The following is a 15663-nucleotide window of genomic DNA, read 5'->3' on the forward strand; positions in this document are numbered from 1 at the left end:
GAATGTCCGAAGAACGTCCGAAGAAACACCGAAGAAACTACGGAGCGGGTAAGGGCCTGACAAGACGCGAACCGGAAAAACAGAGCGTGACGGAATTTTCGGCAGGAGTTCGCTCCATGTAAACATTTATGATTATCGATTCTTTTTAGAGAGATTAGCAGCCGCCCAATCGGTTTAGGAGTGAAAGCCCATTGCAATCCGTTTTTCCATCTTTCACCGAAGGCATAAACACCAAAGAGACGGCTTCAAGATGAAAAAACATCCTGAAACCGCCTCTTCTGATGAAATAGAACTGTCGTTGCGCTTATTCGGCAGTCAGTTCTGCTCCCGGTTTGAACTTGACAACCTTCTTTGCGGCAATCTCAATAGGATTTTTGGTAGAAGGATTGATACCTACACGGGCTCCTCTTTCCGCCACACTGAAGGTTCCGAAACCTACCAATGAAACTTTCTCACCGGCTTTCATTGCTTTACCTACAGATGCAATAAACGCATCCAATGCTTTCTTTGAGTCAGCTTTCGACAAACCGGACTCCGTTGCCATAGCGCTAATAAGTTCTGCCTTATTCATAGTTTTTTTAATTGGTCGTTGATATATTACAGAGAAAACATGCCTATCTCCCTACCGTTCACTCACACAAAAGTAGAGCAATAATTCTGAACATCAAATAAAAACATTAAAAAGATATTGGAAAACAGCGAAAAAGAGAGAATCAGAACGACTTTTTCTGTTATAGAACAGAATTAATTCGTACTTTTGCCCGAAAAAGTACGGAAGCATCCCGTTTCCGATGCAAAGGGACGAGAGAGCTTTCATTTTCGGTTTACATTATTTTTCTGATAATCCTGAAACGAAACAACAGATTATGAACAATATACCTACTGTCACCAAAAACCTTCTCATCATTAACGCGCTGATGTTTCTGGGCACGGTTGTCGCCCAAAGCTACGGCATTGAACTGGAACGATACTTAGGCTTGCACTTCTTCCTTGCCAAAGACTTCAATGCGGCGCAATTGATTACCTACACCTTCATGCATGCGGGATTCACGCACCTGTTCTTCAACATGTTTGCCGTATGGATGTTCGGACGGATTCTGGAACAGGTGTGGGGGCCAAAGCGCTTTCTGTTCTATTACTTAGCTTGCGGCATCGGGGCAGGGCTCATACAAGAAGTGGTGCAATACATCCATTATGAAACGGTGCTTTCCGCATACGACAGCGTAAATACGGGAATATCCATCATCCCGATGACAGAATATCTCAATATGATGACCACCGTAGGCGCATCGGGTGCCGTATATGCCATCCTGCTGGGATTCGGCATGCTGTTCCCCAACCAGCAGATGTTCATCTTCCCGCTGCCATTCCCCATCAAGGCCAAGTATTTCGTCATCGGCTATGCCATCATCGAACTTTATGCAGGATTGGCGAACAACCCGGGCGACAACGTGGCACACTTCGCGCATCTGGGCGGCATGATATTCGGCTTTATCCTTATTATGTATTGGAGAAATAAGAACAAAGGAAATGGCTACTATTATAACTGATTTGAAAGAGAACTTCCGCAAAGGAAACATCTGCATCCAACTGATTTACATCAACGTGGCGGCATTTATCCTCACCTCGCTGACAGAAATCCTGCTCCAGCTCTTCAACCGGAGCATGGCAGAGGCGTTCGAGTGGTTTGAGTTGCCCGCTTCGTTTTCCCGCTTCATCCTGCAACCTTGGTCGTTGCTGACGTACATGTTCATGCATGCAGGAGTGACGCACATTCTTTTCAACATGTTGTGGCTCTATTGGTTCGGCACCTTGTTCCTCCAATTCTTCTCGGCCAAGCATCTGCGCGGGATATACCTGCTGGGAGGCATCTGCGGCGGCCTGCTCTACATGGTCGCCTACAACGTCTTCCCCTATTTCCGCCCCTTGACAGACTACTCCTTCATGTTGGGAGCCTCGGCCTCTGTGCTTGCCATCGTGGCCGCCACCGCTTATCGCGAGCCCGACTACCCGATACGGCTACTGCTGCTGGGAACCATCCGACTGAAATACTTGGCACTGATAGTGATAGGTACCGATCTGCTGTTCGTCACCTCTAAGAACGCCGGCGGACACATTGCCCACTTGGGCGGTGCATTGGCGGGATTGTGGTTTGCCTACGCCCTTAGCAAGGGAACGGACATCGTCCGGTGGATTAACAAAGCCGTGGATGCAATGACCTCCCTCTTCAGCGACAAACCCCGAAAACCCAAAATGAAAGTGCATTACGGCACAGGCAGACAACAAGACTACGATTACAACGCCCGGAAGAAAGCCCAATCCGACGAGATAGACCGCATCCTTGATAAACTGAGGAAGTCCGGCTACGACAGCCTGAGCACAGAGGAAAAGAAAAGCCTGTTCGATGCAAGCAAAAGATAGGGAGAACTAAATTAAAAAAAAGAGTAAAGAGTACACTTACAAAATTGTCAATTATCAATTGAAAAAAGAAGTGAAGCATTTCGGTAACTTTATCGCTTTCCTGATTCTGGCGCTCAACGCATTGTTCATCGGTGCACTGCTGCTCACTGCCTACAGCCCGCACATCCAGCCGACAGTGCATCCGGTGGAGGCGTGCATGGGGCTGACATTCCCTATCTTCCTGTTGATAAATGCTGGCTTCCTGCTCTTTTGGCTGATTATCCAACGCTACCGGTCGGCACTGCTTCCACTGGCAGGTTTCCTGCTGTGCTACGGACAGATACGCACCTACCTTCCCGTCAACTTTCATACCAAGAAGCTGCCTGAAAATAGTTTCAAGTTACTGTCCTACAACATCATGGGTTTTGACGGAGCTGTCAAGAAAGAGGGGAAGAACCCGATACTCTCCTACCTGAAAGAGAGCAACGCCGACATCCTCTGCCTGCAAGAGTATGCAACGGCAGAGTCACCCAAACACATCTCTCAAAAAGATGTGGAACGGACACTCAAAGCATACCCCTACCACCACATCAGCATGATAGGAAACACCAAAGGGTATGCCAACAAGATGGCATGCTACTCCAAATTTCCCATCCTATCGGCCCACACCGTAGATTATGACAGCCGGTACAATGGTTCCGTAGTTTATGAGATCAAGATAGGCAAAGACACCGTCACCCTGATAAACAATCATTTGGAGTCGAACAAACTCACCAAAACCGACAAGGATGTGTATAACGACATACTGAAATCTCCTGAAAAAGAAAAAGTAAAAAGCGGCGCCCGCCTCATCCTGCACAAATTGGCAGAAGCATCCGCCATCCGCGCCCCGCAAGCCGATGCGGTGGCCGACGAGGTGGCCCGTTCGCCACATCCTTCAGTCATTGTCTGCGGCGATTTCAACGACACTCCCATCTCATACACTCACCGCGTCATTGCCAAAGACTTGGACGACGCATTCACCGAATCAGGATGCGGGCCGGGAATCTCGTACAACCAGAACAAATTCTATTTTCGGATAGACAACATATTGATAAGCAAGAATCTGAAAGCCTACAACTGCACCGTGGACCGTTCCATCAAAGATTCAGACCATTATCCGATATGGTGCTACATGACAATTAATAATTAATACTTAGCATTTAATACCTAAAAAAACAATGTTCAAAAGAAGTATTCTAATTTTAGCAGCAAGCTGTATGATGTACTCTTGTACCACTCAGACGGAAAGCAATCCGTTTCTGACCGAATTCCAAACGCCTAATGGCGTGCCCCCCTTCGACCAAATCAAGTTAGAGCACTATGAACCTGCATTCCTGAAAGGCATGGAGGAGCAGAATGCCAACATCCAAGCAATCATCAACAACGCCGAAGCGCCGACTTTCGACAACGTGATTGCAGCCCTTGACAACAGTTCTCCCCTACTGGACCGCGTAGGAGGCGTATTCTATAACCTGACGGAAGCCGAAACCACCGATGAGCTGACCGAGCTTTCCATCAAACTGGCCCCCCTCTTGGCAGAACACTCAGACAATATCTCCCTGAATCAGGAACTCTTCAAGAAGGTAGATGCCGTCTATCGACAAAAGGAGAACCTCAACCTGACCCGCGAACAGCAAAGATTGTTGGAAAACACCTATAAAGACTTCGTACGCTCCGGTGCCAACCTCTCTGCTGAAGCACAAGAACGCTTGCGCGAAATAAACAAGCAACTCTCCACCCTCGGAATCACATTCAGCAACAACATCCTGAACGAGAACAACGACTTCAAGCTCTTTGTGGAGAAAGAGGAAGATCTCGCCGGTCTGCCCGAATGGTTCCGCCAAAGCGCCGCCGAAGAGGCCAAGGCCGCCGGACAAGAGGGCAAATGGCTCTTCACCCTGCACAACGCAAGCCGCCTGCCTTTCCTGCAATACTCCGACAACCGCCCATTGCGCGAGCAGATATACAAAGCCTACATCAACCGCGGCAACAACAACGATAAAAACGATAACAAGAAAATCATCGCCGATATCGTCAGACTCCGCCTTGAAACAGCCCGTCTGTTAGGTTTCGACTGCTACTCCAACTTCGTGTTAGAAAACACGATGGCAAAGAATTCAGCCGCCGTCATGGATTTCTTGAACAACCTGTGGGAATATGCCCTGCCAAAGGCCAAAGCCGAAGCCGCCGAACTGCAGAAGATAATGGATAAGGAAGGTAAAGGCGAGAAGCTGGAAGCGTGGGACTGGTGGTACTATACCGAAAAACTGCGCAAAGAGAAATACAACCTGGAAGAAGAGGAGATTAAACCCTACTTCAAATTAGAAAATGTACGCGAAGGAGCCTTTGCCGTTGCCAACAAGCTCTACGGCATCACCATGACCAAGCTAAACGACATCCCCGTCTATCATCCCGATGTGGAAGTGTTTGAGGTAAAAGCCGCGGACGGCTCGCAACTGGGCATCTTCTACGTGGACTATTTCCCCCGTCCCGGCAAGAGCGGCGGCGCATGGATGAGCAACTACCGCGAACAGCAGGCAGGCGTACGTCCGTTGGTATGCAACGTATGCAGCTTCACCAAGCCCGTAGGCGACACCCCCTCCTTGCTGACCATCGACGAAGTGGAAACCCTGTTCCACGAATTCGGCCACGCCCTGCACGGCTTGCTGACACAATGCCAATATAAGGGAACTGCGGGCACCAATGTCGTACGCGACTTCGTAGAGCTGCCCTCCCAGATCAACGAACATTGGGCTACCGAACCCGAAGTGCTGAAGATGTATGCCAAGCACTACCTGACCGGCGAGGTCATCCCTGACAGCCTGATCGAGAAGATTCTGAACCAGAAGACCTTCAACCAAGGCTTTATGACCACCGAGCTGCTGGCTGCCGCCATCCTCGACATGAACCTGCACAACCTGACAAGCACCGAAGGAATTGAAGTGGTGGCCTACGAAAAAGAGGCAATGGACAAGTTGGGACTGATTCCCGAAATCGCTCCCCGCTACCGCACCACCTACTTCAACCACATTATCGGCGGCTATGCGGCAGGCTACTACAGCTACCTTTGGGCAAACGTGTTGGACAACGATGCCTTCGAAGCCTTCAAAGAACACGGCATCTTCGACAAGCAGACAGCCGACCTGTTCCGTGAAAATGTCTTAGAAAAAGGAGACAGCGAAGACCCGATGACACTCTATAAAAACTTTAGAGGTGCTGAGCCTCAATTAGACCCGATGTTAAAAAATAGAGGTATGAAGTAAGTTTTTGTGAAAAAAAAGCTATATTTGCAGCCTTGTACACCATAGAATTAATTAAAAAAGTAATCATAATAAACTAAAAGTAACATGCAAAACAAAGGATTTGTAAGGGTTTTTGCGATATTGCTCACACTGGTGTGTGTGTTCTATCTCTCCTTCTCTTTTGTGACCCGCCATTACACCAATAAGGCGAAAGAGTTTGCAAAAGGCGATGTGAAAGTAGAACAGGACTACCTCGATTCTCTGGCAAATGAGAAAGTGTATTTCGGCAATTGGACGCTGAAACAATGTCGTGAAATGGAAATCAGTTTAGGTCTGGACTTAAAGGGTGGTATGAACGTCATCCTCGAAGTGTCCGTACCCGATGTCATCAAAGTATTGGCTGACAACAAGACTGACGAAGCATTCAACCAAGCGCTGGCAACTGCCGCCAAACAAGCTACAACAAGCCAGGATGACGTCATCACCCTGTTTGTAAAAGAGTATCACAAGATTGCTCCGAATGCTCCGCTGTCACAATTGTTTGCGACCCAACAGCTGAAAGACAAAGTCAATCAGAAATCGTCCGATGCCGAAGTGGAAAAGGTATTGCGCGAAGAGGTAAAGGCCGCCGTTGAGAACTCCTATAACGTACTCCGTACACGTATCGACCGCTTTGGTGTGGTTCAGCCCAACATCCAAAGTCTGGAAGACAAAATGGGACGTATCATGGTGGAACTTCCCGGTATCAAAGAACCCGAACGTGTAAGAAAATTACTACAAGGTTCTGCCAACCTGGAATTCTGGGAAACTTACACTGCAAGAGACGCCGCTCCCTATCTGCAAGCTGCCGATGCCAGACTGCGCAGCATCCTGGCCAATGAGATATCGGCTGAGGAGACAGAAAATGCAGAAGAAGCCGCTGCTGAGACAGCGCAAGCTACCAGCACCGCCGACAGCCTTGCCGCAGCCCTGAAGGGTGAAAGCAAAGCACAAGCCGCCGACCTGGCACAGATTAAGAAAGAACATCCGTTGCTGGCCATCCTGCAAGTCAACGCAGGTGCGCAAGGTCCGGTAGTAGGATATGCCAACTACAAGGATACTGCCGAAATCAACAGATACCTCTCCATGCCGGAAGTTAAGGCCGAAATGCCGAAAGACCTCCGCCTGAAATGGGGTGTATCCGCTTTTGAATATGACCCGAAAGCACAGACATTCGAGCTGTATGCCATCAAGTCAACCGAACGCAACGGCAAGGCTCCGTTGGAGGGTGATGTGGTAGTGGATGCCAAAGACGAATTCGACCAATATGGCAAACCGGCCGTCAGCATGAGCATGAATACCGATGGCGCACGCCGTTGGGCACAGCTTACCAAGCAGAACATCAACCGCAGCATCGCCATCGTATTGGACGATTATGTATATTCCGCCCCGAACGTAAATCAGGAAATCACCGGCGGACGTTCACAGATTACAGGTCACTTCACTCCCGAACAGGCCAAAGACTTGGCAAACGTATTGAAGTCCGGTAAGATGCCGGCTCCCGCACACATCGTACAGGAAGACATCGTAGGTCCGTCACTGGGTCAGGCTTCCATCAACGCAGGTATCATGTCATTCGTCGTGGCACTGGTTCTGCTGATGATTTACATGTGCTCCATGTACGGCTTCATTCCGGGCATGGTTGCCAACTGCGCCTTGATTCTGAACCTGTTCTTCACGCTGGGTATCCTCTCTTCTTTCCAGGCGGCCTTGACGATGTCCGGTATTGCCGGTATGGTATTGTCATTGGGTATGGCTGTGGACGCCAACGTGTTGATATACGAACGTACCAAGGAAGAGTTGCGCTCGGGCAAGGGTGTAAAGAAAGCGTTGGCCGACGGTTACTCTAACGCCTTCTCCGCTATCTTCGACTCTAACTTGACATCTATCATCACCGGTATCATCCTGTTCAACTTCGGTACAGGTCCTATCCGTGGTTTTGCCACAACGTTGATTATCGGTATCTTGATTTCGTTCTTTACAGCCGTATTCATGACGCGTTTGTTCTACGACCACTTCATGAGCAAAGACAAACTGCTGAACCTGACATTCTCTTCCGGCATCGCCAAGAACATGATGACGAACGTACACTTCGACTTCATGGGCAAGAGCAAGCAATGGCTTACTATTGCAGGTGTGACCATTGTCATCTGCCTCGGCTTCTTGCTGACACGCGGTTTGAGCCAAAGTATCGACTTCACCGGCGGACGTAACTTCAAGGTACAATTCGAGAACAAGGTAGAACCCGAACAAATCCGTGAACTGATTTCCCAGAAGTTTGGTGACGCCAACGTCAGCGTCATTGCCATCGGTACAGACGGCAAAACTGTACGCATCAGCACCAACTACCGCATCGAAGAAGAAGGCAACAACGTTGATTCTGAAATCGAAGCATATCTGTATGAAACACTGAAACCGGTATTGACCCAGAACATCACCCTGGAGACCTTCATCGACCGCGACAACCACACCGGTGGTAGCATTGTCAGCTCACAGAAGGTAGGTCCGAGCATCGCAGACGACATCAAGGTTTCTGCCATCTGGTCTGTTGTACTTGCTTTGATTGCCATTGGTATCTACATCCTGATCCGTTTCCGCAACATCGCATATAGTATCGGTTCTGTAGCAGCATTGGTTTGCGATACCATCATCATATTGGGACTTTACTCCATCTGCTGGGGCTGGATGCCGTTCTCTCTGGAAATTGATCAGACATTTATCGGCGCCATCCTGACGGCCATCGGTTACTCTATCAACGATAAGGTGGTAATCTTCGACCGTGTACGCGAGTTCTTCGGTCTCTATCCGAAGCGCAACAAGATGCAGTTGTTCAACGAATCACTGAATACGACATTGGCCCGTACCATCAACACTTCTGTAAGTACGTTGATTGTGTTGCTGTGTATCTTCATCCTTGGTGGTGATTCCATCCGTAGCTTCGCCTTCGCCATGATTCTGGGTGTTGTATTCGGTACCCTGTCTTCTCTGTTCGTTGCTTCTCCTATCGCCTACACGCTGATGAAGAAAAAGAACACGGAAGAGCAAGCTGCATAAGCAGCCCGACCAAGAGGAATAATTTCCTGACTACATAACAGAGCCGACCTATTCGTCCCACCGGATAGGTCGGCTTTTTTTGTGGTCAGGAAGGAAAACTATCAGTTTCAACAAGCGAAACGATTGGCTTCAATAGGTTTTCTGGAGATTTCAATTGGTTTTTCCAATAAATAGACTATCTTTGCCATCTATGAAAAATACCTGTATCAAGTGGCACCTACTTTCCTTTTTGCTTGTCATCTGTGCAGCCTCAGCCGCCACACCCAAGCAGAATTCCGGAATGAACATTGATTCTATCCTAAGGGTACTGGACCTGGAGATAGAACAACGTGACACGTATGTTTCTCAAAAAGAACAGAAGCTCCGGTTCCTAAAGGAGACGCTGGTACAGACCAAGGATATGCGGCAACAATTCACTATCTGCGAAAACCTCTTCAATGAATACAAGCATTATCAATACGACTCCGCATACGTGTATGCCCTCCGTACACTCGAAACGGCAGAAAAGATAAAAGACAATTCCTTAGTGGCATGGGGCAAATGCCACCTGCTCTACTGCTATATCTCCGTGGGCTTCTTCAAGGAAGCGGAAGAGGTGATGTCCGGTTTTTCCATCGAGGGGCTGTCACCCGAAGAGTTGCACGAATACTACTCCACTTGCGTCTATTTTTACCAGAACCTTATCACGTTTGCCATGGGGACGGACAAATTGATGCAGAAATATCAAAAGGAAAAGCAGAAGTATTATGAGCTGGCCCTGCAAAACGGAACTTTACTCGCCGATGACGGCTATCGTACGCAGACGGAAGACATGCTCCGTATTGACGGAGTATCCATCGAGAAAAGTATAGAGCAGCGCATCCGGCTGCTTTCCAAGTATGACCTGTCCTTGCATGAACAGGCTGTGCAATACTGCATCCTAAGTGAGAACTCAGATGCCTTGGGCAAACACGAAGAAGCTATTTACTACGCAGCACTTTCGGCTATAGCCGACATCCGGTCGAATACCCGTGAAACGCTGGCCACCAAGCTACTGGCCTCCTACATGTATGACCGAAAGGAGACGGACCGCGCCCTGAGGTACATTCGCGCAGCTCAGAAAGATGCCAACTTCTATAACACCAACCTGCGTAAGATAGAAATCAACACGCTGCTGCCCATCATCGATAACGAACGATACAACGCGGCCAACCGACAGCGCATCATCATACTCAGCATCACGGCGATCACCATCCTGTCGGTGGTCTTGCTTACAATAGTAGTCATCAGTACCCGGAAGCGGAACCGCAACCTGCAGGAGGCACGCAAAAAGATAGCAACCGCCTACGAAGAGATAGAACAGCAGGCACAGCAACTGAATGAAGCCAACAGTACCCTTTCCACCGTCAACCACAAGTTGCAGGAGGCCAATGAAATCAAGGACCAGTATATCGTCCAGTCGCTCTACAGCAACTCGGACTTCGTCAACCTGGTGGAGGAGAAATGCAAGCTGTTCGAGCGCAAACTCAAGGCCAAGCAATACACCGACCTCCCCTCCATGCTCACCAGCATGGGCATCAAGCAGGAACGGGAACGGATGGCCTCGACCTTCGACCAGGCTTTCCTGAAACTGTTCCCCAACTTCCTGGACGAATACAACCAGCTCTTTCCCATAGAACAACACATCAAGCTGGGAAGCAACGGCGTCTTACCCACTGAAGTGCGTATCTTCGCCCTGATGCGACTGGGCATCGAGGATAACAATCTGATAGCCCATTACCTAAACCTGTCGCTCAACACCATTTATGTATATAAAAGCAAAGTGAAAGCCAAGGCCATTGTACCGCAAGACGACTTCGACCACTATATCATGCAGATACCGAAGCCTTAAAGCTACCTTAATTTTCTTTGCTTCTCTTTTGCGTTTTCTTTTGATTTCCAATATATTGAATACTTATCAATACTTAAATAGGCATTAATCGCTTTTCGGAATCTTCCCTCTCCTCTAACTTTGCGGTAGTTAAATCGAATGTTAAACTTTAAATGTCAAAGCTATGAGAGAAAAAATTCATAGAATGCTTTTTCTAGTTCTGCTGTGCACGCTCTGGGCATTCTCACTGCCAGTTGCAGCGCAGACACTCAATCTGAAAGGCACCGTGACCGACGCTTCTACGCATGAAGGCCTTATCGGTGCAAATATCAAAGTCAAAGGTACTACACAAGGCTGCATCACCGACATCGACGGCAACTTCAGCCTTAGCAACGTCAATGCAAAAGCCGTACTGGTGGTATCGTCCATCGGCTACGCTACGCAGGAAGTGCCCGTGAATGGGCAGTCGCAACTGAACATCGTGATGAAAGAAGACAGCGAACTGCTGGCCGAAGTGGTAGTCATCGGCTACGGAACGATGGACAAGAAGGAACTCACCTCAGCCATCTCGCACGTATCGGAGAAAGACTTCCTCAGCATCAGCAGTATCGACCCCACCATGATGATTCAGGGCAAAGTGCCGGGTGTCTCCATTACGAACACCGGGGCAGGCGACCCGAACAACCAGGCCAGCATCCAGATTCGCGGCGTATCGTCGCGTTCGGCAGGACTGGGTCCGCTGATTGTCATAGACGGTGTGCCGGGCGGTAACCTGACCAACCTCAATGCCAACGACATCGCCAGCTTCGACATCCTGAAAGACGGTGCGGCATCGGCCATCTATGGCACGCGCGGTTCTAACGGTGTCATCCTGATTACCACCAAGAAGGGACAGAAAGACGGTGTTGTACGCACTTCCTACAACGGCACGTTTGCCTTCGATGTGATGAAAGAAGAACTGGATATGCTCAGCGCACAGGAGTATCGCGACCTCCGTCTGGCCGACGGCAAGGGAGTGGACCTGGGCGGTAACGACAACTGGCTGGATGCCGTAAGCCGCACCGGCTTCACCATGCAGCACACGCTGACTCTGAGCGGTGGCAACGACAAGACAAACTACCGTGTCAGTGCCGACTACCGGGATGCCAAAGGCATAGACCGCCGTTCGGGACGCGAAGAGTACGGTGCCCGTGCCTCCTTTAATCATACCACAGCCAGCGGTCTGCTAACTTTCACGGCAAACCTCGCGCCGCGCATCGCCTACCGCGACCAGTCGGACTGGAACGCCTTCCGCAACGCCATCGAGGCCAATCCTACCACCCCGATCATGGACCCGGAAGACCCGAGCCGTTACTACAACTTCCAAGGACAGGTAGTGAGCTACAACCCGGTAGAAGCCTTGAAGATAGAAGAGAGCAAGGGCGAAACCAAATTGCTCGATTGGGATGCTACCGCCAAACTGAACCTCTTCCCCCTGCTGCTGAAGGACAAGACGTCCCGTCACTCGCTGACCACGCAGATTACCTTTGCCGACCATCAATATGACAACTTCAACAGCTGGTTCCGCCCCTCCACCAGCACGCAGGCCATCAATGCCGGACGTGAAGGAGAAGCCTCACGCGACTATAGCAAGGAACGCCAGTCCATTCTGGAGTGGCTTGCCAACTACCAGACTTCCTTCGGGCAGCACAACCTGAAAGCCATGGTAGGCTACTCTTACCAATACTCCCAATATTCGGGCATGAACGCCTCCAACAAGGATTTCCCCAACGACGGTCTGGGCTCGAACAACCTGGGCACCGGCGAGTTTGCCAAGGACGAAGGCGAGATTGGCATGGGCAGCTACAAGAACGATGCCAAGCTGATTGCCTTCTTCGGCCGCATCAGCTACGACTACAAGGGCAAGTACCTGCTGACAGCCTCGCTGCGCCACGAAGGTTCATCCAAATTCGGCACCAACAACAAGTGGGGTAACTTCCCTGCCGTGTCTGCCGGATGGCGCATCTCCGAAGAGTCCTTCATGAAGGACATTCGCTGGATCGACGACCTGAAACTACGCGGCGACTTCGGTGTAACAGGTAATCAGGACTTCGGCAGCTACAACTCGCTGAACACCATGACCGGCTTCGGCTACTATAGCTACAACGGACGTTACTTCCAAGTATGGGGTCCGTCAAAGAACGTGAATCCCGACCTGAAATGGGAGAAAGGCAAGAACTGGAACGTAGGTATCGACTTCTCGCTGCTGAACAACCGCGTATATGGTTCATTGAACTACTTCAGCCGCCGCCAGCAGGACCTGTTAGGTAGCTACAAGGTGTCCGTTCCTCCTTACCTTTTCGACGAAACGTTCGTCAACGTGGGTACCATGAAGAACACGGGCTTTGAGTTCGACCTGAACTGGAATGCCGTCAACACGAAAGACTTCGGTTATACGGTAGGCATCGTGGGCTCTACGATGAACAACGAGTTCGTGGACTTCAGCAACTCCCAATACGTGGGGCAGGACTTCTACAACGTATGCGGTACGGAAGACCCTTACCCCTTCTACAACCTGCAACGCATCCAGAAGGGTGAACGCCTGGGCAACTTCTTCATGTGGAAGTACGCCGGCATAGACAGCAACGGTGACTGGCTGGTGTACGACCGCGACGGCGACATCATCAAGGCCACACAAGCTTCGGACGACGACCGCCAGGTAGTGGGCAACGGACTCCCCAAGTTCACAGGCTCCATGACACACAACTTCCGCTGCAAGCAGTTCGACCTCTCGCTCTTCTTCCGCGGTGCCTTCGGCTATGACATCTTCAACATCCACGACTTCTACTACGGAACGAAGAATTTCACAGGCAACGTCCTGAAGAAAGCCTACGGCAAGAACGACCGCATCTCGGCCAATGCCAATCCCGTGGTGTCGGACTACTTCCTGGAGCGCGGCGATTACCTGAAGCTGGACATGCTGACTCTAGGCTATACGCTCAACCTCGACTGCAAGTACCTGAGCAAGGTCCGCCTCTACGGCACGGCAAAGAACGTGTTCACCCTGACCAAGTTCAGCGGCGTAGATCCCTCCACCTATCAGGTGAACGGACTGAATCCGGGAGCTACCGGTTCACGTACCTACTATCCGTCGAGCCGCCAGTTCATCCTCGGCGTACAGCTGGACTTTTAAGGAAGAAGTAAAGATTTCAACAACTTAATCAAGAAACGACTTATGAAGATATTCAAATACATAACAGGAACCGTGTTGGCCGCCACCCTGGCCACTGCCTGCACGAACTTGGACGAGACACTCTACGACCAGGTCGGGACACAGAATTACTACAACACCAAGATGGACGTGGTGCGTGCCACCTTCCGTCCCTTCGAACATGCGTTCTGGAGCATCCAGGCACGTCACGTACTGAACGAGCTGACAGCCGACCAACTGATTACTCCCACACGCGACGGCTGGTGGGACGACGGCGGCAAATGGCGGCGCCTGCACTACCACACCTGGAACGTGGACGACGGCGGCGACCCACAGACCGAATGGAACGGTTGTTTCCAAGGCATCATGCAGGCCAACTACGTCATCGAAGACCTGGCCATGCTCTCACCGGAGAAGTTCGGTTTCAGCCGCGAAGAGTTCGACAACTTCCAGGGACAATGCCGTGCGTTGCGCGCTTGGTTCTATATCCGCCTGCTCGACGCTTTCCGCAATGTGCCGCTGGCAGTCAGCTTCAACGACGTGTCTAAGAACAGCGAAGGGCAGGTAGAGCCCAAAGTCATCTTCCAGTTCATCGAAGAGGAGCTGAAGGAGTGCATCAACCTGCTGACGAAGAAGGAGTCGTTGGGAGGAAACGGCAACCTGCAAGGACAGTGGACCAAAGCCGGTGCCGCCGCCCTGCTGGTACGCCTCTACCTGAATGCTGAAAAATACGTAGGCGAGGACCGCTATGCGGACTGCGAAAGCTATGCACAGAGAATCATCGACGGTGAATACGGTCCTTACCGGACAGCCGACCGCTGGGACGCACCGTTCGACTGGAACAACGAGACGTGCGACGAGGTTATCTTCGGTTTCCCTGCCTCGCAGGGCTATTCGTACTGGCACTATCAGGGAGACACCTACTGGTGGACCGTCCCTGCCCGTGCGCGCTACTACTTCGACGACAACAAGGCCAAAGCCGGCGACCACAACTGCAAGTATGCCGCCTCGCCCAGCTACGACCTGAACGGCAACCTCTATACCTACGAACTGGGCATGCCCGTCCAGAACTTCCGCAAATATGAGGGAGACGAACGTATGAAGCTCTATCGTAACCTGGGCGACAGCCGCCGCGAGGGCCTCTTCCTTTACGGCTATCTGGAATACACCGACGAGAATGGGGAGAAAAAGAGAGTACGTGCCCCGGAACAGCCCTACGACCTCTACATCCGCGATGCCGTGGGCAAGTTCCAGGGAATGGCTCCCGACCGGTGGCCCGATGACAAGGTGAGCAACCTGCAGAACGGCGACCACAATTCGGGATGGCACTTCTGCAAGTACCCCTTCTACAGCAATGACGACCCGGGACAACTGGAGGCCGACTACACGGAAATCCGCCTGGCTGAAATCATCTACTCGCTGGCAGAATGCAAGCTGCGCAAGGGTGATACGGAAAACGCCGCCAAACTGTTGAACAGCGTGCGCAAACGCAACTATCCGCAAGAGAAATGGGCAGAAAACCTTTATACCCCCGAAGGCGCCGCGCAGCTGGACATGCAGGAAATGCTGGCCGAATGGGGACGTGAGTTCTTTGCCGAAAGCCGCCGACGCATCGACCTGATACGTTTCGGAAAGTTCAGCAGCGGCACATGGTGGGACAAGTCTGCCGATGCAGATACGCATACCGAAATCTTCCCCGTCATGCGCGACATCCTGAACGCCAACCATAATCTGGTACAGAACCCGGGCTATAACAAGTAATGAGGAATTGGTGGCAATTACCACCAATATACTCCTGTTTGACAGACACAAGTGTTTGTCGTCTCAAACACAAGTCTCTGTCGCGA

9 protein-coding genes are annotated in these 15663 nt (G+C 50.7%); 8 read left to right on the forward strand and 1 reads right to left on the reverse strand.

The features are described 5' to 3' along the window. Positions 1-304: 304 nt before the first annotated feature. The gene (locus K2G43_RS07670) at positions 305-571 is read right to left on the reverse strand and encodes an HU family DNA-binding protein (protein WP_297642207.1); all 267 of its coding nucleotides are present in this window, start codon (positions 569-571) and stop codon (positions 305-307) included. Positions 572-866: 295 nt separating this feature from the next. On the opposite strand from K2G43_RS07670, the gene K2G43_RS07675 reads away from it, so the two are divergent. From K2G43_RS07675 to K2G43_RS07710, 8 genes are all read left to right on the forward strand, one after another. Then, positions 867-1550: a rhomboid family intramembrane serine protease gene (locus K2G43_RS07675; RefSeq protein WP_297642208.1), complete on the forward strand. Its 684-nt coding sequence runs from the start codon at positions 867-869 to the stop codon at positions 1548-1550. Then, positions 1531-2421 carry a rhomboid family intramembrane serine protease gene (locus K2G43_RS07680; protein ID WP_297642209.1) on the forward strand — a complete coding sequence of 297 codons (891 nt, stop codon included), beginning with the start codon at positions 1531-1533 and terminating at the stop codon, positions 2419-2421. Before K2G43_RS07675 ends, K2G43_RS07680 begins: the two co-directional genes overlap by 20 nt. A gap of 70 nt (positions 2422-2491) precedes the next feature. Then, positions 2492-3592, forward strand: coding sequence for an endonuclease/exonuclease/phosphatase family protein (locus tag K2G43_RS07685; protein ID WP_300153950.1), 1101 nt, complete (start codon positions 2492-2494; stop codon positions 3590-3592). A 28-nt stretch (positions 3593-3620) separates the two neighbouring features. Beyond that, on the forward strand, positions 3621-5705 hold the full coding sequence (locus K2G43_RS07690) for a M3 family metallopeptidase (protein ID WP_297642210.1): 2085 nt from the start codon (positions 3621-3623) through the stop codon (positions 5703-5705). 84 nt (positions 5706-5789) lie between these two features. Continuing rightward, positions 5790-8777, forward strand: a complete 2988-nt coding sequence (gene secDF, locus K2G43_RS07695) for a protein translocase subunit SecDF (protein ID WP_300153917.1) — start codon at positions 5790-5792, stop codon at positions 8775-8777. A gap of 280 nt (positions 8778-9057) precedes the next feature. Then, positions 9058-10647 carry a DUF6377 domain-containing protein gene (locus tag K2G43_RS07700; RefSeq protein WP_300153919.1) on the forward strand — a complete coding sequence of 530 codons (1590 nt, stop codon included), beginning with the start codon at positions 9058-9060 and terminating at the stop codon, positions 10645-10647. Between the two features lie 184 nt (positions 10648-10831). Continuing rightward, positions 10832-13798 carry a TonB-dependent receptor gene (locus K2G43_RS07705; RefSeq protein ID WP_300153921.1) on the forward strand — a complete coding sequence of 989 codons (2967 nt, stop codon included), beginning with the start codon at positions 10832-10834 and terminating at the stop codon, positions 13796-13798. A gap of 42 nt (positions 13799-13840) precedes the next feature. Next, entirely contained in the window at positions 13841-15577 is a 1737-nt protein-coding gene (locus K2G43_RS07710) for a RagB/SusD family nutrient uptake outer membrane protein (protein WP_300153923.1), read from the forward strand. Positions 15578-15663 lie beyond the last annotated feature (86 nt).

It is taken from the genome of Bacteroides sp. (assembly GCF_029057325.1).
In the GTDB taxonomy this organism is placed as follows: Bacteria; Bacteroidota; Bacteroidia; order Bacteroidales; family Bacteroidaceae; genus Bacteroides.

Bases quoted from the DNA above. Each gene is read 5' to 3' on its own strand.
- K2G43_RS07670 (WP_297642207.1), bottom strand. From the start codon at position 571: ATGAATAAGGCAGAACTTATTAGCGCTATGGCAACGGAGTCCGGTTTG.
- K2G43_RS07675 (WP_297642208.1), top strand. From the start codon at position 867: ATGAACAATATACCTACTGTCACCAAAAACCTTCTCATCATTAACGCG.
- K2G43_RS07680 (WP_297642209.1), top strand. From the start codon at position 1,531: ATGGCTACTATTATAACTGATTTGAAAGAGAACTTCCGCAAAGGAAAC.
- K2G43_RS07690 (WP_297642210.1), top strand. From the start codon at position 3,621: ATGTTCAAAAGAAGTATTCTAATTTTAGCAGCAAGCTGTATGATGTAC.
- secDF (WP_300153917.1), top strand. From the start codon at position 5,790: ATGCAAAACAAAGGATTTGTAAGGGTTTTTGCGATATTGCTCACACTG.
- K2G43_RS07700 (WP_300153919.1), top strand. From the start codon at position 9,058: ATGAACATTGATTCTATCCTAAGGGTACTGGACCTGGAGATAGAACAA.
- K2G43_RS07705 (WP_300153921.1), top strand. From the start codon at position 10,832: ATGCTTTTTCTAGTTCTGCTGTGCACGCTCTGGGCATTCTCACTGCCA.
- K2G43_RS07710 (WP_300153923.1), top strand. From the start codon at position 13,841: ATGAAGATATTCAAATACATAACAGGAACCGTGTTGGCCGCCACCCTG.